Annotated in this window: 19 protein-coding genes; 13 read left to right on the plus strand and 6 right to left on the minus strand. The window is 42.2% G+C overall.

Going from position 1 to position 24621, the window contains the following annotated elements:
- The first annotated feature begins 429 nt into the window (after window positions 1-429).
- The 3 genes from QZ407_RS14455 to QZ407_RS14465 all read left to right on the plus strand — a co-directional run bounded on the left by QZ407_RS14455 (window position 430) and on the right by QZ407_RS14465 (window position 7402).
- Window positions 430-5202: an MBG domain-containing protein gene (locus QZ407_RS14455; protein ID WP_295772298.1), complete on the plus strand. Its 4773-nt coding sequence runs from the start codon at window positions 430-432 to the stop codon at window positions 5200-5202.
- Window positions 5203-5214: 12 nt separating this feature from the next.
- Window positions 5215-6135 (plus strand): PorP/SprF family type IX secretion system membrane protein, encoded by a 921-nt coding sequence (locus tag QZ407_RS14460; RefSeq protein WP_295772300.1) that lies wholly within the window; start codon window positions 5215-5217, stop codon window positions 6133-6135.
- A 169-nt stretch (window positions 6136-6304) separates the two neighbouring features.
- Window positions 6305-7402: a TlpA disulfide reductase family protein gene (locus QZ407_RS14465; protein WP_295772302.1), complete on the plus strand. Its 1098-nt coding sequence runs from the start codon at window positions 6305-6307 to the stop codon at window positions 7400-7402.
- A gap of 37 nt (window positions 7403-7439) precedes the next feature.
- On the opposite strand, the gene QZ407_RS14470 is transcribed toward QZ407_RS14465, so the two are convergent.
- Window positions 7440-8507, minus strand: coding sequence for a glycoside hydrolase family protein (locus tag QZ407_RS14470; protein WP_295772303.1), 1068 nt, complete (start codon window positions 8505-8507; stop codon window positions 7440-7442).
- 476 nt (window positions 8508-8983) lie between these two features.
- Between QZ407_RS14470 and QZ407_RS14475 the strand changes: the two genes are divergently transcribed.
- The 4 genes from QZ407_RS14475 (at window position 8984) to hflX (ending at window position 13175) form a co-directional block, all read left to right on the plus strand.
- Window positions 8984-10393, plus strand: a complete 1410-nt coding sequence (locus QZ407_RS14475) for an anthranilate synthase component I family protein (RefSeq protein ID WP_295772305.1) — start codon at window positions 8984-8986, stop codon at window positions 10391-10393.
- Between the two features lie 13 nt (window positions 10394-10406).
- Window positions 10407-11039 (plus strand): aminodeoxychorismate/anthranilate synthase component II, encoded by a 633-nt coding sequence (locus QZ407_RS14480; protein ID WP_295772307.1) that lies wholly within the window; start codon window positions 10407-10409, stop codon window positions 11037-11039.
- Between the two features lie 40 nt (window positions 11040-11079).
- Complete coding sequence (trpC, locus tag QZ407_RS14485) at window positions 11080-11862, plus strand: indole-3-glycerol phosphate synthase TrpC (RefSeq protein ID WP_295772308.1); 783 nt, start codon at window positions 11080-11082, stop codon at window positions 11860-11862.
- Between the two features lie 128 nt (window positions 11863-11990).
- On the plus strand, window positions 11991-13175 hold the full coding sequence (hflX, locus tag QZ407_RS14490) for a GTPase HflX (protein WP_295772310.1): 1185 nt from the start codon (window positions 11991-11993) through the stop codon (window positions 13173-13175).
- Window positions 13176-13223: 48 nt separating this feature from the next.
- Here hflX and QZ407_RS14495 read toward each other — a convergent pair whose 3' ends face one another.
- Complete coding sequence (locus QZ407_RS14495; RefSeq protein ID WP_295772311.1) at window positions 13224-14102, minus strand: glycosyltransferase family 2 protein; 879 nt, start codon at window positions 14100-14102, stop codon at window positions 13224-13226.
- A gap of 91 nt (window positions 14103-14193) precedes the next feature.
- Here QZ407_RS14495 and QZ407_RS14500 point away from each other — a divergent pair, with 91 nt between their 5' ends.
- Entirely contained in the window at window positions 14194-15144 is a 951-nt protein-coding gene (locus QZ407_RS14500) for a glycosyl transferase family 90 (protein ID WP_295772313.1), read from the plus strand.
- Here QZ407_RS14500 and QZ407_RS14505 read toward each other — a convergent pair.
- Window positions 15141-16229 (minus strand): glycosyltransferase family 1 protein, encoded by a 1089-nt coding sequence (locus QZ407_RS14505; RefSeq protein WP_295772315.1) that lies wholly within the window; start codon window positions 16227-16229, stop codon window positions 15141-15143. The genes QZ407_RS14500 and QZ407_RS14505 overlap by 4 nt on opposite strands.
- Before the next feature lie 5 nt (window positions 16230-16234).
- The gene (locus tag QZ407_RS14510; RefSeq protein ID WP_295772316.1) at window positions 16235-16972 is read right to left on the minus strand and encodes a glycosyltransferase family 2 protein; all 738 of its coding nucleotides are present in this window, start codon (window positions 16970-16972) and stop codon (window positions 16235-16237) included.
- 68 nt (window positions 16973-17040) lie between these two features.
- On the opposite strand from QZ407_RS14510, the gene QZ407_RS14515 reads away from it, so the two are divergent.
- The gene (locus QZ407_RS14515; RefSeq protein WP_295772318.1) at window positions 17041-18153 is read left to right on the plus strand and encodes a glycosyltransferase; all 1113 of its coding nucleotides are present in this window, start codon (window positions 17041-17043) and stop codon (window positions 18151-18153) included.
- Here the strand turns inward: QZ407_RS14515 and QZ407_RS14520 are convergent.
- Both QZ407_RS14520 and QZ407_RS14525 read right to left on the minus strand, forming a co-directional pair.
- On the minus strand, window positions 18150-18968 hold the full coding sequence (locus QZ407_RS14520) for a glycosyltransferase family 2 protein (RefSeq protein WP_295772319.1): 819 nt from the start codon (window positions 18966-18968) through the stop codon (window positions 18150-18152). The two genes, QZ407_RS14515 and QZ407_RS14520, sit on opposite strands and share 4 nt — an antisense overlap.
- A gap of 116 nt (window positions 18969-19084) precedes the next feature.
- A complete protein-coding gene (locus QZ407_RS14525) occupies window positions 19085-20374 on the minus strand; it encodes an aminopeptidase P family protein (RefSeq protein ID WP_295772322.1) in 1290 nt (429 codons plus the stop codon).
- Window positions 20375-20527: 153 nt separating this feature from the next.
- Between QZ407_RS14525 and QZ407_RS14530 the strand changes: the two genes are divergently transcribed.
- From QZ407_RS14530 to recG, 4 genes are all read left to right on the plus strand, one after another.
- On the plus strand, window positions 20528-21868 hold the full coding sequence (locus tag QZ407_RS14530; protein WP_295772324.1) for an OmpA family protein: 1341 nt from the start codon (window positions 20528-20530) through the stop codon (window positions 21866-21868).
- Between the two features lie 72 nt (window positions 21869-21940).
- Entirely contained in the window at window positions 21941-22084 is a 144-nt protein-coding gene (locus tag QZ407_RS17560) for a DUF6728 family protein (RefSeq protein WP_317163595.1), read from the plus strand.
- Window position 22085: 1 nt separating this feature from the next.
- Window positions 22086-22466 carry a RidA family protein gene (locus QZ407_RS14535; RefSeq protein WP_295772326.1) on the plus strand — a complete coding sequence of 127 codons (381 nt, stop codon included), beginning with the start codon at window positions 22086-22088 and terminating at the stop codon, window positions 22464-22466.
- Between the two features lie 21 nt (window positions 22467-22487).
- Window positions 22488-24596, plus strand: a complete 2109-nt coding sequence (gene recG, locus QZ407_RS14540; protein WP_295772327.1) for an ATP-dependent DNA helicase RecG — start codon at window positions 22488-22490, stop codon at window positions 24594-24596.
- Window positions 24597-24621 lie beyond the last annotated feature (25 nt).

Raw genomic sequence — 24621 nt, forward strand, 5'->3', positions numbered from 1 at the left:
GGTGAAAGTTGCTGTATTACAAGGTTAAACATCAGTTTTAATTTCATTTTAACGTATTAAACTATATATACCGGCTTTAGATTAACCTCCTTTAGCCACCGTCTATCCCTACCTGAAATGAATAAAGTTGTGCGGCAGTAATGCTGCATAAACTTAGGCAGCCCTCTGTTTAAGAGATGTCTTACAGCTGTTTACGTGCTGATGCACGTAGCTTGGAACTGTATGAAACAAACTGAAATATTATTTCGTAAAGATTAATATTTCTAATTGGTTTTCATATTGCTTTCGCAGCTTGTGTGGCTAATAAACGTGGGCAAAGTTAGTTTGGGTTTGATGTAGTTTTTATACATGGGAAAAACGTTTATAAAAAGGTTACTGATTTTTTTAAGGCTATTTATCGGGGTGTTATTATTGTTGCGGACGAGCATATTGTTTGCATATGTACCTGCAAAAACAGTTGTACATAACCGGGGTAGCCGGCTGGCAATTGACCAAACAATTACGTTTAATAACATTGCTCCAAAAGTTTATACCGATGCCGACTTTTCGCCGGGCGCCACTGCAAGCTCGCAGCTCCCGGTTACCTACATAAGCAGCGACCCTACTGTAGCAAGAGTAGTAAATAACGGTACCACAATACGTATTGTTGGTGCAGGTGAAACAGTTATTACTGCCGAGCAACCCGGCAATGCTGAATATAACAGGGCAATCCGCGTAAGCAAAAGTCTTGTTGTTAATAAAGCCGATTTGACTGTTACCGCAGTGAGTCAAACCCGCTTGTATGGTACAGGTAATGCTGCACTTAAGTTTACCTATACTGGTTTACGTACCAGCGAAACTGCTTTATCACCGCAACCAACTATTTCCACAACCGCAAGGATCGAGTCGCCGGTTGGTGTTTATCCAATAACGATAAGGGCAGCAACCACTAAAAATTACAATATCACCGTTGTTAACGGAACCATCACAATAAATCCGGCTACACTTACCATACGGGCCGACAATAAAACGAAATCATATGGTGCCAATATTCCTGCGCTAACAGTTACTTACGCAGGGTTTAAAAATAACGATAACGTAACCAAGCTTACTACACGCCCGGTTATTACCACTACAGCTGTGCGTTCAAGCGAGCCCGGCATATATCCTATCACTGTTAGCGGGGCATCAAGTAATAACTATAATATCAATTATGTTGATGGTACGCTAACCGTGGGGCGGGCAATCTTAACGGTAACCGTTACTGCAAAAACAAAAACCTATGGCGCTAATCTGCCTGCACTTACTTATACTATTACAGGTTTTGCACAGGGACAAACAGCTGCCGTACTTACCAGCCCGGTTGTTATAAATACTACTGCGCAGAAAGAATCACCTGTTGGTGTTTACCCTATTACAGCCTCGGGGGCAGCTGCCGAAAATTATGATTTTAAATATGTACAAAGTAATTTAAGGGTAACTAAGGCTAATTTGGCTATAAGAGCCGAAAATAAAACAAGAACTTATGGCAGCCAGAACCCTGAATTAACTGTAGCCTATTCGGGCTTTGTATTGGGCGAAACGGCCAGTGTTCTTACCTCCCAACCCATTATAACCACCACCGCCGATTTGGCTTCAAAAGCCGGTAACTATCCTATAAGAGTTACCGGAGCTGCTGCCGAAAGCTATAATATAACCTATACCAATGCCGTGCTTACGGTAAGCAAGGCTCCGCTACGCATAGTAGCAGTTGCAGAAACACGTACTTACGGGAGTGAGAATCCTACGTTCTCGGTTACCTATACCGGTTTTGTGAATGGCGAAAACGAAACCGTGTTAACACAGCTTCCAACTATTAAAACTACGGCAACAGCAAAATCGCCTGTTGGGCGTTATTCAATAACGCCTTCGGGTGCAACATCCGTAAACTATGCCATAACGCATTCCAGCGCTCCACTTATTATTACAAAGGCAACACTTACTATAAAAGCAAATGATGTAACCCGCTTATACGGCGCCACAACCCCTGCTTTTACAATTACTTACACAGGTTTTGTAAACAGCGAAGCCCAGGGAGTGCTGGCCAGGAGGCCGTCGCTTACCTCGCCCGGCACGGCAACCTCACCGGCGGGAACTTACACCATAACCCCTGCCGGTGCCATTGCAACTAATTATGATCTTGTTTACCAAACAGGTACGCTTACTATTGAAAAGCGTGTTTTAACGGTAACTGCTGCCAATAAGGCAAAAACATACGGTCAGCCTAACCCAACTTTAACGGCAACCTATACTGGGTTGGTTAATAATGAAAGGGCATCAGTGATCCTAACCGGCCGGCCTGTGTTTACTACAACGGCAACAACAGCATCAGTACCCGGAACCTATCCCATTGAAATTGATGGTGATTTAAGTGCCGATAACTACGAAATTAAGTTTGTAAACGGTACGCTCACCGTAAATAATGCGCTTCTTACAGTAACGGTTAACAATATAACCAAAACTTATGGGCAAGCTATTCCCAGGCTCCGGTACATCATTACCGGTTACGTAAATGGCGATAATGAATCGGTTTTTGAAACGCTGCCACCTGTGCCGGTAACCACAGCTACTGCCGGATCTTCGGTGGGTAATTACAGTATAACAACCGGCGGGGCTGCTGTACGTGAGGGATATTATGATATTAAATACGTTGCGGGCAGGCTAACTATAGTCAAAGCTCCGCTTAATGTAAGGGCTACTAATCAAACCAGTGTATATGGGCAGCCCCTGCCTGCATTTAATTACACCATATCAGGTTTTGTAAATAACGACAATCAGGAGACAGCCATTACAAAGCAACCTGTTATTACATCTGCAGCAACATCATCATCTCCGGTTGGAACCTATGCCCTTCAAGGTGCCGGAGCAACTGCTGATAACTATACTTTTAATTACATAGCCGGCCGCTTAACCATTACTCCGGCTAATTTAACTATCAGGGTAAACGATACAACCCGCCGTTACGCACAGCCTAACCCGCAATTTACAGCGAGTTACGTGGGACTTGCAACGTTTGATACACCAGGGAGTTTGACCAGTTTGCCCGTTTTCAATACCACAGCAAGTGTAAATTCAGCGCCCGGTGCTTATACTGTTACTGCTAGCGGTGCGGCGTCACCTAATTATAATATAAGTTATGAGAACGGAACGCTTACTGTAGCCAAGCCTCAGTTAATTGTGAAGGCAGTTAACCAATCAAGAAACTATGGGGAAGCCAACCCGGCTTTCACATTAAGCTACGCCGGCTTTGTAGGTAATGATAATGAATCTGTATTTACCGAATTGCCTAAAGCGGTTACAGCGGCAACTCAATCAAGTAATGCCGGCACTTACAGCATCGTTCCGTCCGGAGGTGTTAATCAAACTTATGACGTGGTTTATGAGAATGGTACACTCACGGTTAACAAGGTTAATTTAACTGTCACCGCAAAAGATACTTCGAGGTTTTACGGCGTTGCTAATCCTGTTTTTATGGTCAAATATGCAGGCTTTGTAAATGGTGATAGTGAAGCTTTGCTAACGGTAAAACCTGTTGTAACTACCACCGCTGTTCCAACATCTCCGTTAGGTACTTACGCTTTGGTGCCCGCTGGTGGTGCTTCGGTTAATTACAATCTCATTTACGTAAACGGAACCCTCAGTATTTTACCGGGCACCTCTACTATCTCATTTGCTGCTATCCCTAAAAAAACTTACGGCGACGCTGCTTTTGACGCCGGGGCAATCAGTAACGTTAATGAGCAAGTTTTGTATACATCTCATAATTTAAATGTTGCTGCCATTGTAAACAACCGCATACAAATTAAAGGAGCGGGCACCGCAGTCATAACAGCCGCTTTGCTTCCTGGTAGTAACTATGCACAAACACTACCGGTTTCGCAAACACTTACGGTAACTAAGGCAATGCTTGTAATAAATTCTAATAACCAAAGCCGCGTGTATGGCGGTGCAAATCCGGCTTTTACGCTTTCCTACAACGGTTTTGTAAACAATGAAAATCAATCTGTTTTAAAATCACCGGTTACCGCTTCAACAATTGCCACTACATCCAGCAATGTGGGTGCGTACCCTATAACCTTAGCAGGCGCTGCGGCCGATAATTATGATATTGCTTACACAGCTGGAACGCTGACTGTAAGTAAAGCAACGCTTACCGTAACGGCAAAAAATGCTACAAGAGCTTACGGTGTCAATAACCCGCCTTTTGAGGTGGCATACACCGGCTTTGTAAATGGTGATACGCCAACCGCTTTAACGGTGCAGCCAACAGCATCCTCATCAGCCACGGTAACATCTCCTATAGGTACTTACGCTATAGTGCCTAACGGTGGTGCAGCAACTAATTATGACTTCGGCTACATCAATGGTACTCTCACCATAAGCGGTGGTGCAGCAACAATTGTTTTCAATACATTGCCTGTACAAACCTTCGGAAATCCCGATTTTGATCCGGCTGCTTCAAATAACGTAGGCGAAAGTATTGTTTACTCATCAGGCAATCCGTTGGTAGCAACTATTGTTAACGGGCGCATACGCATTACAGGTGCCGGAACAACAATTATAACGGCTGCCTTTGGCCCTACAAGCGGTTATACACAAACGCAGCCTCAAACGCAGCTTTTAGTAGTAAACAAGGCGCAGCAAACCATTAATTTTAATGCAATACCTACGCTGTCTCGTGGCGAAAATTATTCCTTGCAAGACGTAACTGCTACATCAGGCTTACCGGTTAGTTTCACATCCGCGGATGCATCGGTTGCGGCCATACAAGGGCAATTACTTAACGCCAGGCAAATTGGAAGCACTTTTATAACGGCTACACAGTCGGGCAATAATAATTACCTGCCGGCTACGGCCATAATGCGCAACGTTGAGGTAAAAAACACAGCCCGTAAAATAGAAATTGAAGTGCATCAGGCGGTGTCGCCTAACGGTGATGGTATTAATGATGTGTTATTTATTCAGGGTATTAATAAATATCCGGGTAATAAGGTTACCGTTTACAATCGTAACGGGGTTAAAATATTCGAGGTTGATGGCTACGACAACATAAGCAGGGCCTTCAACGGGCGGTCTAACATCAACGGGCAACTACAGCAGGCCGGTACCTACTTTTATGTAATACAATTTATGGCCGGAGACGCAGGCAGGCGTGCAAGCGGAGCCTTTGTTTTAAAATATTAAGCAGTGCTTAAAATGACCACTTTTTTCAGATACATTACAGTTATCACCATCCTTATTGTTAACAGCGTGCATGTTAATGCACAGCAGTTTTTTAGCTATACCCAGTACATGAATAACCTTACGCCACTTAATTCGGCTTATTCATTACTCGATAAAAATGCCTCGTTGAGTGCCTTGCTACGTAAGCAATGGAATGGTATTAAAGACGGATCGCCAACCACCTTCATATTCAACGGTAATATGCCTATTGAATCAATGAATGCGGCAGCTGGTTTAACGGTGCTTAATGATCAGTTTTTTGTTGAACACCTTACTGAAATTAATGCCTTTTTTGCCAAGGGTATCCAGCTAAGCGAAAAGCAGTTTTTAGGTGTTTCAATCAATGCCGGAATCAGGCGTTATGTAGCAAATTATTCATCTTTAGATCCAAACGACCCGGTTTTTCGCAACGATGTGCGTGATAATAAGCCCAATGTTGGTTTTGGTATAATGCTGTATTCGCCCGATCAATATTACTTCGGCGTTTCTGTTCCTGAATTGAGCATACGTGATTTGGGCAATGCCTCGGTACAAACAGCCGATTTTTTTAGAAACCACTACAACTTTGCTGCAGCCTATCTTTTTGGTAAAGAGGACGACGATGTAAGAGCCAAGCCGGCATTTTTAGCGACTTATACCAAAGGTGTTCCGTTCATTGCCGATATGTCAATGTCGGTTTATGTAAAGAACACGGTAGGCGTTGGCTTCAATTATCGCACCAATAATGAAATGGCGGGGATATTATCAGTAAACTCCGATTTGCTGAAATTGGGCTATAGTTATCAGTTTGGAACCGCATCAAACAACGTTGGCGGGCGGCTGGGCAATGCATCCCACGAAATTACACTCACCTACCGTTTTGGCAGCGATTTGCTAAAGCGAAGCGTACTTTAGATAACTTTACCGTGTAGCTAGCGCACACATACTTATCAAAGGCGTTTATTTCAGAACGAAACATTGCTTTTGGCCTAAGCGGGTTTAAACAAACCAAACAAATTATTACAAAAAGAATGTGCTTTATGTACGCCTGTGGCTTATATTTGGTTAAACCAAACTTTAACGCATGAAATATATAATTGGCCTTATTGCTGTAGTATCGCTAATTGCCGCAACAACCACCAAGCCGGCAAACGGCTACAAAATAACTGGCAATGTTACCGGCTTGCCTAATAATACCTGGCTTTACCTGCGCCTGGCCAAGCCAGATAAAACAATTGACTCATGTTTGGTAAATAACGGAAAGTTTACCATGAATGGTAAGATTGCAGAAAAAGCTACGCAAGTTTATTTATACACAGCTGGTTATACTAATTATGTAAGCTTTTGGCTCGAAAATACCAATATTGACATCAATTTAATGGCCGGGCAGTTTAAGAAGGCAGTAATTAAAGGATCGTCTACCCAGGATGAAAATCATATGCTGGCTGAAATTCAAGAGCCGGTGAGCCGGAAAATTGATAGTCTATCAAAAGCTATGAGAGCAATAAAGGAAAAAGAAGCCCGGAAAAGCATCATAGCACAGATAGAGACACTTGAAGAGGAACAAAGACAACTGGAGCGTAACTATGTGCGCAATAATCCCAACTCAATTGTTTCGGCCAACATACTTAATGTATACTCTTCAACCTGGGGTAAAGACACTACTATTTCCTTGTACAATAATTTCAGCGCTGCAAATAAGGCTTCACATTACGGGCGAGATATAAGTGAATTTATAAAGCTCAATAGAGATGTTAAAGTAGGTGGCCGCTTTGTTGATGTTGAACAGGCAAATGCCTCAGGCAAACTGGTTAAAGTTTCTGATGTGAAAGGTAAATACATCCTGCTCGATTTTTGGGCATCATGGTGTGGCCCATGCCGGGAAGAGAACCCTAACCTGGTAAAAACATATGCGGCTTTTAAAGATAAGGGCTTTGCTGTAGTAGGCATAGCATTAGATGATAACAAAGCGCAATGGCTAAAAGCAGTAAAGGATGATAAGCTAACCTGGGAAAATCTTTGTGATTTACGAGGCGATAAGAACCGGGCGGCGTTAACGTATGGCATTAATGCTGTGCCCACAAACTATTTAATAAACGAGAAAGGTATTATTGTTGCCAAAAACCTGCGCGGTAAGGCACTTGATGATAAACTCAAAGAACTACTGGGAGCAGGTATATAATTTGGCAATTCAGAGATGGCTCCAGCCACATGAACGCTTAAGTTATTTTGAATAAAAATGATGACGACGTCATGTATTTGCCGCCCTGTGATGCGGTAAAGAGATAGGTTGGTTTGCCGTTTTGAAATAATAGCTGCGGGCGCTCAAATCTCCCATACTTCTTTAGGTAAGATGGTGGTGGAGGTTGAATGATGTTGTAGTGCGATGCGCCATAGTAAGCTATCTTGGGTTGCTGCCACTTTTTTCCGTTTTTTGATTCCATGAGCAAACCATTTTCATGATTAAAGATGCCCATATCGCGGGCAAGCATTTTAAACTTTCCTTTATCTAACCAAACAAATGCATCTTCTAACTGAGCGTTGCCGGAGAGTTTAGAGAAATCTACAACAGGGTTGCCATCATATTTAACATAAGGTCCTGCCAAGGTTTCTGCAATGGCCAAACCGTATTTGCGATTGCCTCTTACTGTTAAATCTTTAGCGTTATCATATTCGGCCGTATTCCACGATTTATAAAACAACCAGTATTGTCCGTTGGGATGTTTAATAAAGGCTGGGTTGGTAGTGCAATGGTCGTCCCAGGCACCGGTAGGGCCGGCTTCCAACAAAGGAGTATCAGGGCGAATCCAGGGCCCCTCAAGAGTGGGGGCGGTTGCAAGCCCAATACGCTTGGTGTTGGTTTTGCCGTTAGCATTTCCCATGTAAAACAGATAGTACTTGCCGTCAACAAATTTTATGGAAGGGTTATGGCAGGTTGTAGCATCCCAAAAGCCGGCACCACGGGGAGCTAGTATCACATCGGTAAATTTAAACTCAGCCTCTGGGTGGTCGGCAACCGCATGGCAAACTTCCGAGCCGTTTATCCAGCCGCCCATTTTCTTTTTGTCTACCCAACGTGAAAAATATAGGTGTATGCGGCCGTCTGGTCCCTCTATAGGGCTGTTGCACCAAACATAGTAACCTTCCATTTCAAGCCTGCGGCCAACGGGTTTAAGTCGACGTGCAAAATCCGATTCATCGCCTCCGGCACCAAAGCAAAAGCCGGGCGTAAATACTAATGCCGATGATGCCATTCCAATTTGTTCAATAAACTGGCGTCTTTTCATAATAGTAAACTGGTTGCGGCAATTTAAAAAACAATGTTGTTGTTAGTGCAAGGGTTTGCGTTTTATTAGCGTTGCTGTAAAATAATGGTGCTAAAGTTTTGATTAAAGAGAATGCTTTGCTTTTTGAAAAGTCTCATTATAACGCCACGTTGGTTGCGTTTTTCTTAATTACAAATATGAAAATGTAAGAGAAGTAGAATAATCCGGTGGATATATAATTTGGTGTAATGATATTTATAGCAAATTATTGTACGGTGTATTAAATTTATTTTTATAAATAATTTGCAGCCTGATATTTCTTTCTATATTTGCCAACGTAATGAATGCAAAATTAAATAATCTTACCTGGTGGCACCTTAGCAATAAGGCGGCGTGGTTTGTTTATTAATGAGCTAAAGATATTAAGCAATTATAAACCTGATTTGAGACCCGGCGCTAACCACGACCGGGTTTTTTCATTTATATAATTTTAGGTAATGCAAAAATTTAAACTTACTACAACTTATAAAAAGCTACTGGCCGATACTACCACACCAGTGAGTGTTTATCTGCGCCTGCGCGATATATTTCCAAATTCGCTATTGCTCGAAAGTTCTGACTATCACAGCCGTGATAACAGTTTGAGCTTTATATGCTGCGAACCAATTGCCGGTATGGTGTTAAGAAATGGCACGCTCAGCAAGCAGTACCCTGATGGTAGCCAGGAAACCTTTGCAACGGGTGAATTTACTTTGGTTGACCAAATTGATGCTTTTTTAAAACGCTTTGAGACTGATGAGCTCCCGTTGAAAGTAATATCAAACGGTTTATTTGGCTATTTTACCCATGAGGCCGTTGAGCATTACGAAACCATACAGTTAAAAAAAGTTGATGATGATGCACGCCGCATTCCTGAAATGCAGTATCATATTTATAAATATATTATTGCAATAGATCATTTTAAAAACGAGCTGTATATTTTTCAAAACCTATATGGCAATGAGGGTGATGAAAAGGGTATTGAGAAAATGCAATACCTCCTGAAAAACAAAGATTTTCCGGAATACTACTTCCAAAGTAAAGGGCAAGAGCAATCAAACCTCACCAACGAAGGCTTTATAGCTATTGTTGAAAAAATGAAACAGCACATTTACCGGGGTGATGTTTTTCAGATTGTACCTTCCAGAGCATTTTCGCAGGAGTTTCAGGGCGATGAGTTTAATGTTTACCGCGCTTTGCGTTCTATAAATCCATCGCCTTATCTGTTCTATTTTGATTACGGCGATTTCAGGATATTTGGCTCATCGCCCGAAGCACAAATAACTATTAAAAACCGTTTGGCCAGTATTTACCCTATAGCAGGTACTTTTAAGCGTAGCGGTAACGACGAAAAGGATGCCGAAGCAGCGCGTGCATTGCAAAACGACCCAAAAGAATCGGCAGAGCATGTAATGCTGGTTGATTTGGCCCGTAATGATTTAAGTCGCCACTGTGAGCAGGTAGAAGTTAAGGCATTTAAACAGGTACAATATTACTCACATTTAATTCACCTGGTGTCACATGTAAGCGGCAAATTAAGGCCCGATGTATCGTCATTCAAAATTGTGGCCGATACCTTTCCGGCCGGTACATTGAGCGGTGCTCCAAAATTCAGGGCCATGGAAATTATTGACGAAAATGAGAATATCAAACGCAGCTTTTACAGCGGCGCTATTGGTTACTTAGGCTTTAACGGTGATTTTAATCATGCCATTATGATTCGCTCGCTGCTTAGCAAAAATAACACGCTGCACTACCAGGCCGGTGCCGGCATTGTGGCCGATTCGGTACCCGAAAGCGAATTGAACGAAGTAAATAACAAAGTTGCAGCCCTGCGCCGCGCCATTGAACTGGCAGGCGAAATTTAATAGACCATTACCCATGAACAAAATATTAATAATAGATAATTACGATTCATTTACCTACAACCTTGTGCACCTGGTTAATGAACTGGGGCTGGAGTGTGAAGTATGGCGTAATGACCAGTTTAAGCTGGAGGACGTGGATCAATTTGATAAAATCATTCTATCTCCCGGTCCGGGCATTCCATCTGAAGCGGGTTTACTGCTTGATGTGATACGCACTTATGCGCCTACCAAAAGTATTTTTGGTGTATGTTTGGGTCAGCAGGCCATTGCGGAGGTATTTGGCGGTAGTCTTTATAATCTAAGTCGCCCTATGCACGGAATTTCAACCCCGGTTAAAGTGACTGATGATAATGAGCAGTTGTTTATAGGATTACCTGAATATATTAGCGTTGGCAGGTATCACTCGTGGGTAGTATCAAAACAAGATTTGCCGGAGGTGCTGACTATAACTGCCGTTGATGAAAAAGATGATTCGATAATGGCTTTGCGTCACAAAACATTGGATGTGCGCGGCGTGCAGTTTCACCCCGAATCGGTATTAACAGAATATGGTAAGGAGATGATGGGAAACTGGTTAAATCAAGCCCCCCAGCCCTCTAAAGGGGGAGCCACTGTAGTAGCGGAGAATCAAAATAACAGAAAATAATTACACACTAATAATACTCCCCTTTAGGGGGTTAAGGCATATGACCATCTTAGATCAGATTGTAGCCAAAAAGCATAAAGAAGTAGCAGCATCAAAAATTGTTACACCATATAGTCACCTCGAAGAACGCGAGATGTTCTTGCGCGAGCCGTTATCATTCCGTGAGTTTTTGCTTGATCCGGCGCGTACGGGTATCATAGCAGAGTTTAAGCGTAAATCGCCGTCAAAAGGTATCATAAATGATCAGGTAGCTGTGAAGGATGTAACTACGGCTTACGCAGCTGCAGGTGCATCGGCATTATCAGTGTTAACCGATAGGCACTTTTTTATGGGTGCTAAAAAGGATTTGCTAGAGGCGCGTAAGTATAATAATATACCTTTACTGCGTAAGGATTTCATGGTTGACGAATACCAGATTGTGGAAGCCAAAACACTGGGTGCCGATGTTATATTACTAATAGCCGCCATACTTACGCCCGAGCAAGTGAAGCAATTTGCTGTATTGGCCAAAAGTATTGGCCTGAGCGTGTTGCTTGAAGTTCATAACTTGCAGGAACTTGAACGCAGCCTGTGCGATAACCTTGATGCTATAGGTGTTAACAACCGCAACCTGGCTGATTTTACTGTATCCGTTGAAACATCGTTCCAATTGGCGGAGCATATACCTGATGGGGTAATGAAAATTTCAGAAAGCGCCATCAGCAATACTCAGGTAATAAAGCAATTGAAAACCGCAGGGTTCAACGGCTTTTTGATAGGAGAAAACTTCATGCGTCAACCTGATCCGGGTGCGGCTATGGCCGAGTTTGTGAAGGAGCTTTAATTTACTCAAATATTTGCTTAGCCAATGTGATTACAACTAAAAACTGCCATAATAGCATTAAATAACTGCTATTAACTTTAAATTAACTTATTCTACAACTTGGCATTTCAATTGATATATAATATTTAATGAAGCAAAAATTTTATGATACTGCTGTGAAGCAGGAAACTGCTGTACTGGTTGGCGTAATTACACCCGGCCAAACCGACGTACAGACAAAAGAATATTTAGAAGAACTTGAATTTTTGGTGGATACCGCCGGTGGTAAAACTGTAAATACTTTCACCCAGCGTATGCAAAGACCCGATCGTGCAACTTTTGTTGGCTCGGGCAAGCTGGAGGAAATAAAAGCATATGTAACTGAAGAAGAAATAGATTTAGTGGTTTTTGACGATGAATTGTCGCCGTCGCAACTGCGTAATATAGAGGCTGAATTGAAAGTAAAGATACTTGACCGGAGCAACCTCATCCTTGATATTTTTGCCGGCCGTGCGCAAACCGCTCAGGCTAAAACGCAGGTTGAACTGGCCCAGTTGCAGTACTTACTACCTCGCCTTACCCGTTTATGGACCCACTTGGAGCGCCAAAAGGGTGGTATTGGTATGCGTGGCCCGGGTGAGTCGCAAATTGAGACTGACCGTCGTTTGATCTTGAATAAAATATCATTGTTAAAAGAGCGCTTACGTCAAATAGACAAACAAAACGAAACGCAGCGGAAAAACCGTCATCAACTGGTGCGCACTGCTTTGGTAGGTTATACCAATGTGGGTAAATCGACCATCATGAATATGATTTCCAAATCGGAGGTGTTTGCGGAGAATAAGTTGTTTGCCACGCTTGATACTACCGTGCGTAAGGTTGTGGTTGAAAATTTGCCGTTCCTTTTGTCAGATACGGTTGGATTCATTCGTAAGTTGCCTCACCATTTGGTAGAGTGTTTCAAATCAACGCTTGATGAAGTACGCGAAGCCGATATTTTGATCCATGTGGTTGATGTTTCGCACCCGAGCTTCGAAGATCAGATAAATACGGTTAACGAAACGCTGAAAGACCTTGGGGCATTGGATAAACCGGTTATTACTGTTTTCAATAAAATAGATGCCTATCAGCTAACGCCAATTCACGCAGAAGATCCGGCAGAGCCGCTTACCCTCGAAGACTTTAAGCACAGTTGGATGGCCAGCCATAACAGTCCGGCCATATTTATATCGGCTCTGAAGAAAGAAAACGTTGAGGAATTCAGAAAGCTGCTGTATGATAAGGTGATTGCCATTCATACCGAACGATATCCGTACGATCAGTTATTATACTAACTGTTTAAAATTAAAAAGCCACCTGTAAGGTGGCTTTTTGTTTAATTACTACTTTACTATTTTATAATTCCTGTATTCACTCACGCGCCAGCCTGTCCAATCCTCAATCTTTTGGAGGGCTTTACGCCTGAACGACATATTCTTCTTTAACTTTTCTGTGTCAACTTCCAGTTTCCAGTTTTGCGCATCTATGCGTGGTTGCATTACCGCCGGATGTGTGCCTTCGAATGATAGTAAGCGGTCGGCATTTTTAAAATCAAACTCAAATGTTTCGGGCAGGTTTTCGGCTATCCAGCTATCGTCATGATAAAACTGGTTAAAGTTGCGCAATTTGCCTTCAAGGCCTTTTGGTGGTTTCACCCAGCCATAATGATAAATATAAGCGTCTATTAATTTAACGTTAATCTTACGCCCATCAAGCCTGAAACCCTGTGCATCGCGATAGGCATGTATGCGTTTATCATTACGCAAAACGCGTATTTCGCGGCGGTACCAGCGGCGTGAGTGGGCATAATGGCTATACGAACCATAAAAATGCTGGTATTTAAATAGCAATCCCTCTACTCTGGCATCATTAAGATTGTCCTCCATTTCCTTTTTAATAACTGGAAGATATTTTTCATGAACAACCTCATCACCCTGAATATAAAATGCCCAGTCGGCGTCAGAAGATATAGCTTTAAAGGCTTTATCAGTCTCGGCAGCAAAAACGGCTCCTCCTTCGCGTATCGCCTCATTCCATACGGTATTAATAATTTTTATTTTAGGCGAGTTAATGCTGCGCACCAGTTCTTCGGTACCATCATCACAATTGCCCAGCGCAACTACAAATTCATCACAAATAAGCAATATTGAGGTTATAGCCTCAACAACAGGATAATCATTTTTTACCGCATTGCGGATGAAGGTAAAGCCGGCAACTTTCATTTGTTTATAAGGTATGGTGTAAAGGTAATAAACAAAGTTGGCTTGGTTTAGCCGGTAGCTTAGCCGTGGTACTCGTATATTTGGCCTTGTAATGAATCTGTTTGATCTTAAAGTTGCCATTCAAAAGAATAAAGTGCCATACTACATCGGCAATTTTTTGAGGCAGATGTTACCTGCCGGGGCGCTCGCGAAGCGTCTGAAGCAGATAGAAAGATACGACGCTGCTGAAATTTATGATCGTGTTAACTATTATAATCAGCTTACGCAAAACAGTGTGTTAGGTAGTAGTGCTACCGCGTTAAAAGATTTGCTGAAGCTTAAAAGCCCGAGTGCTTACCGCTTTGACACCTTCAAATATTCGCGGTACTTTTTGCCAAAACTTAAAGCTAACTTTTTGTTTGGCGATGTAATACACACGCCTGATGTGCCAACTATACAAAAAAGCCGACCAGTTGCAGCTGATAATTCGAATGCTGTATTACTCAAGCTTGATGAAAAACGGCATTATGTGTTTGTAAAAGATGATAAGCCATTTTTACAGAAGAAGAACATGCTTATAGGGCGCTCGGCGATAAATCAAGAACACCGCGTCAAATTTATGCAAATGTATTTCAACCATCCATTGTGTGATTTAGGACAGGTGAATACCAATAACGAAAAACCTGAATGGGTAAAACCCAAAACTCCTATAAGTACCCATCTTGATTATAAGTTTATTTTGAGTTTGGAAGGCTGGGATGTGGCTACAAACCTAAAGTGGATCATGTCTTCGAACTCCATTGCGGTAATGCCCAAGCCAAAATATGAGACCTGGTTTATGGAAGGACGGCTTATTCCAAACCATCACTATATCTGTATCAAAGATGATTACTCAGACCTTGAAGAACGGTTAAACTACTACATAGACCATGAGCAGGAAGCGCTCAACATCATCGGCAATGCCAATGCGTGGGTACAACAATTTCAAGATAAACACAAGGAAGACCTGATTGCCTTACTGGTACTGCAAAAGTATTTTGAATGTACGGGGCAGCCGGTTTAAAGTACCGATTGGTAAACCCTGATGGTATTTTGCACGCAAGCTTCCATGGTAAAATGGCCCAGGCGTTCGGAACCTTTTTGCTTTAGCTCTTGTTGTAATGATGTATTGTCCAGTACCTTTTTAACGGCTTGCCTTATATCCTCAGGCTCATGTGGATTAAAATAAACGGCCGCATCGGCAGCCACTTCGGGCAGGCAACTGCTATTGCTGCAAATTGTGGGACATTGGTTGGCAAAGGCTTCCAGCAGCGGCAGGCCAAAGCCTTCATGCAACGACGGGAAAGCAAAGCATAAAGCCTGTGTATAAAGCTGTTGCAATACCTCATCAGTTACATCCATTTGATGGCACTGGCTGGTAACATTCAGCTCTTTAAAGATTTGCAATTCATTCTTTGTAAATGCCTTACCTCCGGCGCAAATAAGGTCCAATGATTTATCCTGTTTTAACAATGGTCCTATACCGGCAATAAACCTAGCGAAGTTTTTATAATGCCAGCGCTCACCCACATATAGAATATATCTGTTTGGAAGATTACGGTTTCGTTCGGCTTTAGTGCTCAAGCCGCAGTAGCCGTGATGCACAACCTGTATTTTACCAGCCATTTGCGGATATACCTTTATAATATCCTGCCTTGTGAACTCTGATATGGCTATAATGGCGTCGGCTTTTTCCATCACCGCTTTTTTGCGCAGAGCAACCTGTGGGGCGTTGCTGATATATTGCGGGTAAAGCTCGTGCACCATGTCATGTATGGTAATTACGCACGGCTTTTTAAGGTATTTTATAAAATAAGGATCATCAAACGTTGGATGGAATACATCAAAATTTCCCCGCTTAACATTCCAGCGTGAGTAGCGGCGGTTCCAGGCGTAGTACTTTTTATGTTTACCGGCAAATAGCTTTCTACCTATATTGTTATTAAATAAAAAGGGCTCGTGTTTAATGTATTCGTTTTCTGAATAAAGTGCAGTGATATTACTATGATGGCCACCATTGTTAAGGCCACTATGCAAGTTGGCAAAGTAGCGTGATATACCGCCATACTTTTGTATCGAAAACATTTGATGATCAATTAATATCTTCATGCTGGCTAAAAAAAGTTACTGCCGGGGCGGCTTTGCTCCTTGCGGCGTTTATATAAAAAGCGCAGGTACATTACCCAGCCCATGCTTTTTTTTATAATTTCTGGCTTGTCGCGCTTAAAGGCGTCATCCTGCACTACGGCCGAAAATCCGGTAAGGTTATACCAGGCCACGTTAATATCTACATACTTTTTATCAAAATCTTTGTCGCCCCAGCATTGCAGATTGAGGGCGTAATCGGCAAATACCTTATAGTTGATATTGTATTTGTATTTTTTGAAAACTGCCGCCGGGTAAAAGATGCTTTGATGATTGATAACATATTTAGCCATGCGATACGCAGAAAATTTGCCGGTAAACAGCGGCCCATCGGCAAGGGTATTGCCATAATAAATGGTATTGGCGTTTTTTAAATGAAAGGCCATCTCGCTAAAACCAGGTAACAAGCGGTCATCGGCACCCAAAAAATATAGCCATTTCCCTGTTGCCAACGCTACACCTTTATTTAAGGCATCATAAATGCCTTTATCCGGTTCGCTAATCCATTTGCTAATGTGCTTATTATACTGCTGTAGTATAGCAGTGGTTCCGTCGGTGCTTTGGGCGTCTACTATAATAAGCTCTATGGATGGATAATTTTGGGCAACAATTGAATCAATGCAAGCAGGTAATACATTGGCAGCATTATAGGTAGCTATAATTATGCTTAAGCGCGGGTGTTCAATGTGTGTGTTGCCTTTATCCATGCCGGAGAGGGCAAATATATAATTGTTTATTAAGGTGCTGATTTAGCATATACTTTTAATTTTGCCACATGGCAGTTAGCATTGATGTAGTTATACCCTCTTTCAGGTTAGATGAACGGTATTTGCTGCCTATTCTTAAGCTTAACGTACCGGCATATATTACTGTTAATTATTACATAATTGCCGATAATCCAAAGGTAAAAGTGCCTGATGCTGTTTGGCAGCAAAGCCAGCTAAATAACGTGCATCTGATTATTAATGAGCACAATCTTGGCTTCTCTAAAACACGCAATAAAGGTATTGATGCGGGTCGGGGTGACTGGATACTGTTACTTGACGACGATATTACACCGCACCCTGATCTTTTAGAGGCTTATGTACAACAAATAAATCTTAAGCCTCATGCATTAGGCTTTGTTGGGGTTACCAATTTTCCCCCTGTGATGAATGCGGTAACACAAGCGCTGCACATTACAGGAGTATCTACCCATTTTCAGCGGGCGCAACGTGAGGAAGAAATGTACTGGTCTGCTACCTCTAATTTTATGCTTAACCGCAAGCTGCTATCGGGTCGCCGATTTTTGCCTGAACTTACCAAAAGTACGGAGGATATGGAGTTTTTATTTCGTAATGCTTTCGAAAACGAATTAAAGCAGTACCAGTCTGCCCCACTGGCTATAGTAACACACCCATGGTGGAATAATGGGGCGCCACAAACACGGCGCATGTTTCTTTACGGACAAGGTGCGGGTGAAGTAGCACGCCTTTGGCCGGTTAAACAGTATAACTTCTACGATTTTACCACCACTACTGAAACGCTTCTGCTTTTAATGCTTATTTCAATACCCTTATACATAGCTAGTGTGCCCTTAAAATACATTTGGTACGCTGCCGGTGCACAAATACTTGCCGAGGTTTTAACCAATGCTTACCGGGCATTTAAAATTGGAAATACGCTTAATCCAGCTGTAATATGGCAGGTTACCTGGCACAAAAATGTGATGGAACTAGGGCGCTTGTGGGATGCTGTAATTAACGCAGATGTAAAGAGCTTTGCCCGCCGTACCGATGGAAGCTTCAGAAAACCGCATCCGCAAGCGTTTAGGTTTAACCGCTTAAAAATTGTGAAGATGGTGTTATTTGTTTTACTATTTGCCTTACTTAATAGTGCGGTTAGTTAAACCTCATGATATCCGCTTGGGCAGTAAGTAAGCTTTTCTTCAACTGTTTTACGATAGATGAGTTCGTTTGGCAAAAAGTTTTCGCGGTCGTGTATACGGTGAAAGATGTGGTAGCTTATAGCTGCCATTTTAAGTCGTTTTTTTAAGATGCCGGCATTAATCAAGCGTGCAGCAAATTCATAATCTTCCCAACCCCAGCCTTCAAAATCATTATAGTAACCGTTTACCTTAACGTAGTCTTCGCGCCAGAATGCCAGATTACAACCCTTTACATTCCAAGGGCTGCGCGGATTGGGTTTGTAAAACATGGAAAACAGGGGAATGCGTACAGCATTAAAACGGCTATATACACCTGGAGAAAGTGAGCTGAAGTCTATCTGTTTGCTTTGAAGAATTTCCATGGTTTTCTCTTCATTGAGCATGGCACGGCTCCCCTGCATAAAAAAGCCTTTACGTGCAGCACGTTCATGATCGGCTACAAATTTTGGTGTTACTATTATATCACCGTCTATTTCAATAATATAATCGGCCGAGCCCATTTTCACAGCCTTATTAAGTGCCAAACATTTACGAAAGCCTTTGTCTTCTTGCCAGGCATGGTGTATGGGAATATCAAAAAGACTACGGTAACGGTCAATGAGATCCCTGGTTTCTTCCCGCGAGCCATCATCGGCAATCATGATTTCGTTGGGTATACGGGTTTGTCTTAACAAGCTTAATAACACCAGTTCAAGGGCTTCGGGCCAGTTATAAGTTGATATCAAAACCCCGATGCTCAACTTTTGGTTATGCTTTGTATTGGTGCTATTAGCCATATTAATTCACAAAGATACAAATTGAGAAGTTTTCGCCTCTGCACTAGCTTGGTGCACTTCACAAAAAAAACGCCCGACTGGTGTTCAGTCGGGCGTCATAAACTATAGCAGCTTTGTTAGCTATTCATTATTTCTTCAATATGTTCGGCCTCCAACGGAATATTGCCCATAAGGTCAAAGTTACCGCCTTCGGTAATAAGTATATCATTTTCCAAACGTATGCCTAAATTTTCGGCCGGTATGTAAATTCCGGGTTCGCAGGTTAAAATGTTCCCAACTTCAAACGGTTTGTAGCGGCTGGCGTAGTCATGCACATCCAAACCTAAATGGTGAGAGGTGCCGTGCATAAAATACCTTTTATATATAGGTGCTTTAGGGTCTTGTTTTTCAACGTCGTGGCGGTCAAGCAAACCAAGATCAATAAGTTCGCCGGTCATTATTTTTCCTACCTCTTCGTGGTATTCATTCCATACAGTACCGGCAACAATCATTTGCGTTGCTTGCTTCATAACACGCAGCACGGCATCATAAACCTGGCGCTGGCGCTGGGTAAAGCGTCCGTTAACCGGTATTGAACGGCTCATATCGGCGTTGTAATTAGCATACTCGGCGGCCCAGTCAAATAAAATAACGTCGCCGTCTTTACAAACCTGGTTATTATCAATATAATGCAGCACATTAGCATTAAAGCCCGATGCTATTATAGGCGTGTAAGCATGTCCAGTAGCGCGCTGGCGTAAAAACTCATGTGTGATTTCTGCTTCTATTTCATATTCGGTAACGCCAGGCTTCACAAATTTTAATACCCTTACAAAAGCATCATGTGTAATATCACATGCTTTTTGCGTAAGCTCAATTTCAATTTCAGATTTTACTACACGCAAATCACGGAGTATAGGGGCAGAGCGTTCGTACTTATGTAAAGGATACTTAATGCGTAAATCGTTCAAAAAACGTAAATCGCGGCTGGGTACGCCGGGCAGGTAACGGTCATTTTCATTGGTATTTATATATACATGCTCAGCATAATTAACAATGCTGTGGAAAATGGCGTCAAAATCCTGAAGCCAGTATATTGCTTCAATACCCGATGCAGTGCGGGCTTCCTCTTTGGTATACTTGTGTCCTTCCCAAATAGCAATGTGCTCGTTGGTTTGTCTTAAAAAGAGTACTTCTCTGTATAGTGGATTAGGACACTCCGGGTATAAAACAAGTATACTTTGCTCCTGATCTATACCTGAGAGGTAAAAAAAGTCGGGGTTTTGTTTAAATACAAAATTCTGGTCGCCGCTACGTGTATATTCTTCATTTGCGTTAAAAACAGCAATGGAAGTAGGTTTTAATCGCGAAACGAAATTTTTTCTATTATAAATAAATAATTGCTTGTTTATAGGTAGATATTTCATGATTTACGCTTATTTAATTTTTATAAAACAATTTTTTCCATTTATTTGTCACCAATATTATAAAAGTGGAACGGAGTTTGGTACACCGATGCCAAACATAAGGACTATTTTTATAAAGTAAATCACAATTAAAAATTGTTTAATCTTAAAACTATGAACTATTCTACATTAAAGAAAACAGTCGCGCTTTCGTTTGCATCGTTGCTGGCCGTTGGTGTAGCCAACGCCCAAACCGATTCAACCATGAGCACTACATCAACCGGCACTGCCAAGGTATTTGGTGGCCGCGGTCAGTACAAAACCTGGAGCTTTGGTTTAAATGCAGGTGCATTATCACCAGTAATCGCTATCGGTGGTGTACATGATTACACTAACAAAAAAATCAACCTGGGTTACGGTGCGTCATTAAGATGGCAACTTGCTCACTCATTTGGTTTACAATTAGACGCTCACGGTGGTAAAATTGGCGGTGATAACGCTGATGCACCAGGTGGTGTTCGTGATGGTATGCGTTCTTACCAAACCCGTTTCTGGTCAGGTACTTTAAGCGGTGTTGTTAACGTTGCAACTATTGACTTCTTACGTCGCAAAAATTCAGTTAACTTCTTCGTTACTGCCGGTGGTGGTATGATCTGGTACAACCCACGTTACGTAACTGCTGCTAGCTCAACTGAGCAACGTTACACTAACGCTGATGGTTCTGATCACCACGTAAAAAGCTTAGTTATCCCAGTTGGTGCTGGTGTTAAATTCCGTTTGTCAGATGCTTGGGCTCTGAACTTAGGTTACACTGCTAACTTCACTGATGACGATAACTTAGACGCTTTAAAAAGAGCTTATCCTACTAAAGATAAATACTCTTACGGTTACGGTGGTTTAGAGTGGACTTTAGGTTCAAGCTCAAAACCAAACTTAGATTGGGTTAACCCAGTTGCTATGATGTATGATGAGTTGTATGATGCAGCTTTACGTCAAGAAGTTGAAGCTTTAAAAGGTCGTGTTACTAACGTTGAAAACGCAGTTAACGATTTGAAAAAGGATTCTGACGGTGACGGTGTATCTGATCAATTTGACAAATGCCCTAACACCCCTGCTGGTACAGTAGTTGACGGTGCTGGTTGCCCAATCAAATTACCTACTGCTGATAGCACTGCTAACACTGCTGAAGCTTACTCAAACATCCAATTTGATTTTGATAGCTCAGTATTAAGAACTTCTTCTTACTCAGTATTAGATGCAGTTTCTGCTGATATGCGTTCAAACTCAGGTAAAACTGTTGAGTTAAACGGTTACGCTTCATCTGAAGGTACTGCTGCTCACAACCTACGTTTATCAAAAGACCGTGCTAACTCAGTTAAAACTTACTTAGTTAACTCTGGTGTTGAAGCAAAACGTATTAAAGTAAAAGGTTTAGGTGAAACTAACCCAATTGCTGACAACTCAACTGAAGAAGGACGTGTAATGAACCGTCGTGTTGAGTTCAAACAAAAATAATCTTAACCAGATTTTTTAATACTTTGAAAAGGCTCCGGATAACCCGGAGCCTTTTTTTATTACTTTTGCTTTATGTACTTCTTCCGTAAGAAAGATCCGAACCGGCCAAAGAACTTCAATTTAAAGGTAATGCACGTCATTAACACAATTGCTATTCTTTTATTTTTAGGTGGGATTATTTGGAAGTTGATAGACTGGTTTATCTTAAAGAAATAATATGAGCAATATAATCAATACTCCCAATGCACCTGCTCCCATTGGCCCTTATAACCAGGCTGTATGGGCGGGTAATACATTATTTGTATCAGGCCAAATTGCACTGCACCCTCAAAGTGGCGAATTGGTGTTAACTAATATTCCGACAGAAACCCACCAAGTAATGGCTAATCTGAAAGCCATTTTAACTGCTGCCGGACTTGATTTTAGCAACGTGGTAAAAACGGGTATTTTTCTGAAAGATATGGGTGATTTTGCGGTTGTTAACGAAATTTACGGATCATATTTTACGTCAAATTTCCCTGCCCGCGAAACTGTACAGGTTGCCGCCCTGCCAAAAAATGTAAACGTTGAAATTTCAGTTGTGGCTTGCAAGCCGTAACACGAAACAGATATTATTGCCTTGAATCAACAGGTATTTCAAACGCCTATCGACTATTTAAAAGGAGTTGGCACCGCAAGGGCCGACGTTTTGAAGAAGGAGCTGGGCATTTTTAATTACGGAGATTTGCTAAGGCATTTTCCATTCAAGTACATTGACCGTACCCGTTTTTATAAGGTACGCGATATAAATCCTGAATTGCCGCATGTTCAGGTTATAGCCCGGGTTACCCACAAAGAAGTTTTAGGAGAAAAGCATACCAAGCGCCTCATTGTTCATGCCATGGATGATACAGGTATAATGGAGCTGGCTTGGTTTCAAGGTATAAAATGGGTTGAAAAGACCATAATGGTTGGTAAAGCTTACATTATTTTTGGTAAGCCATCTGAATTCAACGGCAAAACTCAAATGGCCCACCCCGAAGTAGAGCCATACTCGCCCGATGTTTTAAAGCGAATGAGTAATCTCACGCTTCAACCAGGCTATAACTCCACCGAAAAACTTAAATCTTACTCGTTAGATAGCAGAGGCTTGCAAAAGCTAATGGCTAACTTACTTGAACAATGCCTGCGCGATATTACCGAAACACTACCCCTTTACATTATACAAAAATTTAAGCTGATGAGCAGGGCCGATGCTTACAGGTATATTCATTTCCCTGAAAATGCCCGGCAACTTTACGAGGCACAACATCGGCTTAAATTTGAAGAGCTGTTTTTCATTCAGCTTAAACTGCTGAAAAATAAACTCATCAGAACGCAAAAATTTAAAGGTAATGTATTTGATAAGGTTGGCCATTACTTTAACACCTTTTACCAGGAGAAGATACCCTTTCCGCTTACGGGGGCTCAAAAAAAAGTGTTGAAGGAAATAAGGCTGGATACCCAGCGCGGTGTACAAATGAACCGCCTGCTACAGGGAGATGTAGGTAGTGGCAAAACTGTGGTGGCACTCATGACCATGCTGCTCGCTATCGACAACGGCTTTCAAGCCTGCATTATGGCGCCTACAGAAATACTGGCCAATCAGCATTTCATCTCTATACAAAGTTTGGTGGGAGATGGCTTTGTGGAAGTAGCCCTGCTTACCGGCTCTACTAAAAAGAAAGACCGCAAAGTACTGCATGAAAAGCTACTGAACGGCGAACTGAAGATACTCATTGGTACGCACGCGTTGATTGAAGACGCGGTGCAATTTCAAAACCTTGGCCTGGTTGTTATCGATGAGCAACACCGGTTTGGTGTTGAACAGCGCGCTAAACTCTGGAAGAAAAATACAGTACCTCCCCACATATTAGTAATGACCGCTACGCCTATTCCGCGCACACTGGCCATGACGCTGTATGGCGATTTGGATGTTTCGGTCATTGACGAGTTGCCTGCAGGACGTAAGCCTATTGAAACGCTTCATTTTTATGAAAGCCAGCGCCTGCAAATGTATGGCCTTATTAAACGCGAAATTGCTATAGGCAGGCAGGTGTATGTGGTTTACCCGCTTATACAGGAAAGCGAAAAACTGGACCTCAAGAACCTGATGGATGGGTTTGAAACCATGTCGCACGAGTTTCCAAAACCGCAGTACCAGGTCAGTATAGTGCATGGCAAATTAAAACCAGCCGAGAAGGACGAAGAGATGCAGCGCTTTGTTAAAGGCGAAACACATATTATGGTAGCTACTACTGTAATTGAGGTAGGTGTAAATGTACCAAATGCATCGGTAATGATTATTGAGAATGCTGAGCGTTTTGGCTTATCACAGTTACATCAATTACGCGGTCGAGTAGGTCGCGGGGCCGAACAATCATACTGCTTGTTAATGAGCAGTAACAAGTTAAGCCGTGAGGGGAAAATCAGACTGGAAACTATGGTGCGTACCAATAATGGTTTCGAAATATCAGAGATTGACCTGCAATTGCGTGGGCCCGGCAATATAGAGGGCACTCAGCAAAGCGGGGTGCTCGACCTGAAGCTTGCCGACCTGGCTCAGGATCAGGAGCTGCTTATGCAAGCCCGCAAAACCGTTGAAGAAATCTTTGCCAAAGATCCGCAACTGGCACTGCCCGAAAATCAGATACTCCATTTATCTTTTCAAACCCGAAATGGTGGCTTAAGTTGGGATAAAATATCCTGATTTATTATATTACGGCATTAAACTA

This window comes from uncultured Mucilaginibacter sp. (assembly GCF_913773635.1).
GTDB lineage: Bacteria > Bacteroidota > Bacteroidia > Sphingobacteriales > Sphingobacteriaceae > Mucilaginibacter.

What these genes read in the sequence shown, in the direction of transcription:
- QZ407_RS14460 (WP_295772300.1), top strand. Translation starts at nt 5,215, where the DNA reads ATGACCACTTTTTTCAGATACATTACAGTTATCACCATCCTTATTGTT.
- QZ407_RS14465 (WP_295772302.1), top strand. Translation starts at nt 6,305, where the DNA reads ATGAAATATATAATTGGCCTTATTGCTGTAGTATCGCTAATTGCCGCA.
- QZ407_RS14470 (WP_295772303.1), bottom strand. Translation starts at nt 8,507, where the DNA reads ATGAAAAGACGCCAGTTTATTGAACAAATTGGAATGGCATCATCGGCA.
- QZ407_RS14475 (WP_295772305.1), top strand. Translation starts at nt 8,984, where the DNA reads ATGCAAAAATTTAAACTTACTACAACTTATAAAAAGCTACTGGCCGAT.
- QZ407_RS14480 (WP_295772307.1), top strand. Translation starts at nt 10,407, where the DNA reads ATGAACAAAATATTAATAATAGATAATTACGATTCATTTACCTACAAC.
- trpC (WP_295772308.1), top strand. Translation starts at nt 11,080, where the DNA reads ATGACCATCTTAGATCAGATTGTAGCCAAAAAGCATAAAGAAGTAGCA.
- hflX (WP_295772310.1), top strand. Translation starts at nt 11,991, where the DNA reads ATGAAGCAAAAATTTTATGATACTGCTGTGAAGCAGGAAACTGCTGTA.
- QZ407_RS14495 (WP_295772311.1), bottom strand. Translation starts at nt 14,102, where the DNA reads ATGAAAGTTGCCGGCTTTACCTTCATCCGCAATGCGGTAAAAAATGAT.
- QZ407_RS14500 (WP_295772313.1), top strand. Translation starts at nt 14,194, where the DNA reads ATGAATCTGTTTGATCTTAAAGTTGCCATTCAAAAGAATAAAGTGCCA.
- QZ407_RS14505 (WP_295772315.1), bottom strand. Translation starts at nt 16,229, where the DNA reads ATGAAGATATTAATTGATCATCAAATGTTTTCGATACAAAAGTATGGC.
- QZ407_RS14510 (WP_295772316.1), bottom strand. Translation starts at nt 16,972, where the DNA reads ATGGATAAAGGCAACACACACATTGAACACCCGCGCTTAAGCATAATT.
- QZ407_RS14515 (WP_295772318.1), top strand. Translation starts at nt 17,041, where the DNA reads ATGGCAGTTAGCATTGATGTAGTTATACCCTCTTTCAGGTTAGATGAA.
- QZ407_RS14520 (WP_295772319.1), bottom strand. Translation starts at nt 18,968, where the DNA reads ATGGCTAATAGCACCAATACAAAGCATAACCAAAAGTTGAGCATCGGG.
- QZ407_RS14525 (WP_295772322.1), bottom strand. Translation starts at nt 20,374, where the DNA reads ATGAAATATCTACCTATAAACAAGCAATTATTTATTTATAATAGAAAA.
- QZ407_RS14530 (WP_295772324.1), top strand. Translation starts at nt 20,528, where the DNA reads ATGAACTATTCTACATTAAAGAAAACAGTCGCGCTTTCGTTTGCATCG.
- QZ407_RS17560 (WP_317163595.1), top strand. Translation starts at nt 21,941, where the DNA reads ATGTACTTCTTCCGTAAGAAAGATCCGAACCGGCCAAAGAACTTCAAT.
- QZ407_RS14535 (WP_295772326.1), top strand. Translation starts at nt 22,086, where the DNA reads ATGAGCAATATAATCAATACTCCCAATGCACCTGCTCCCATTGGCCCT.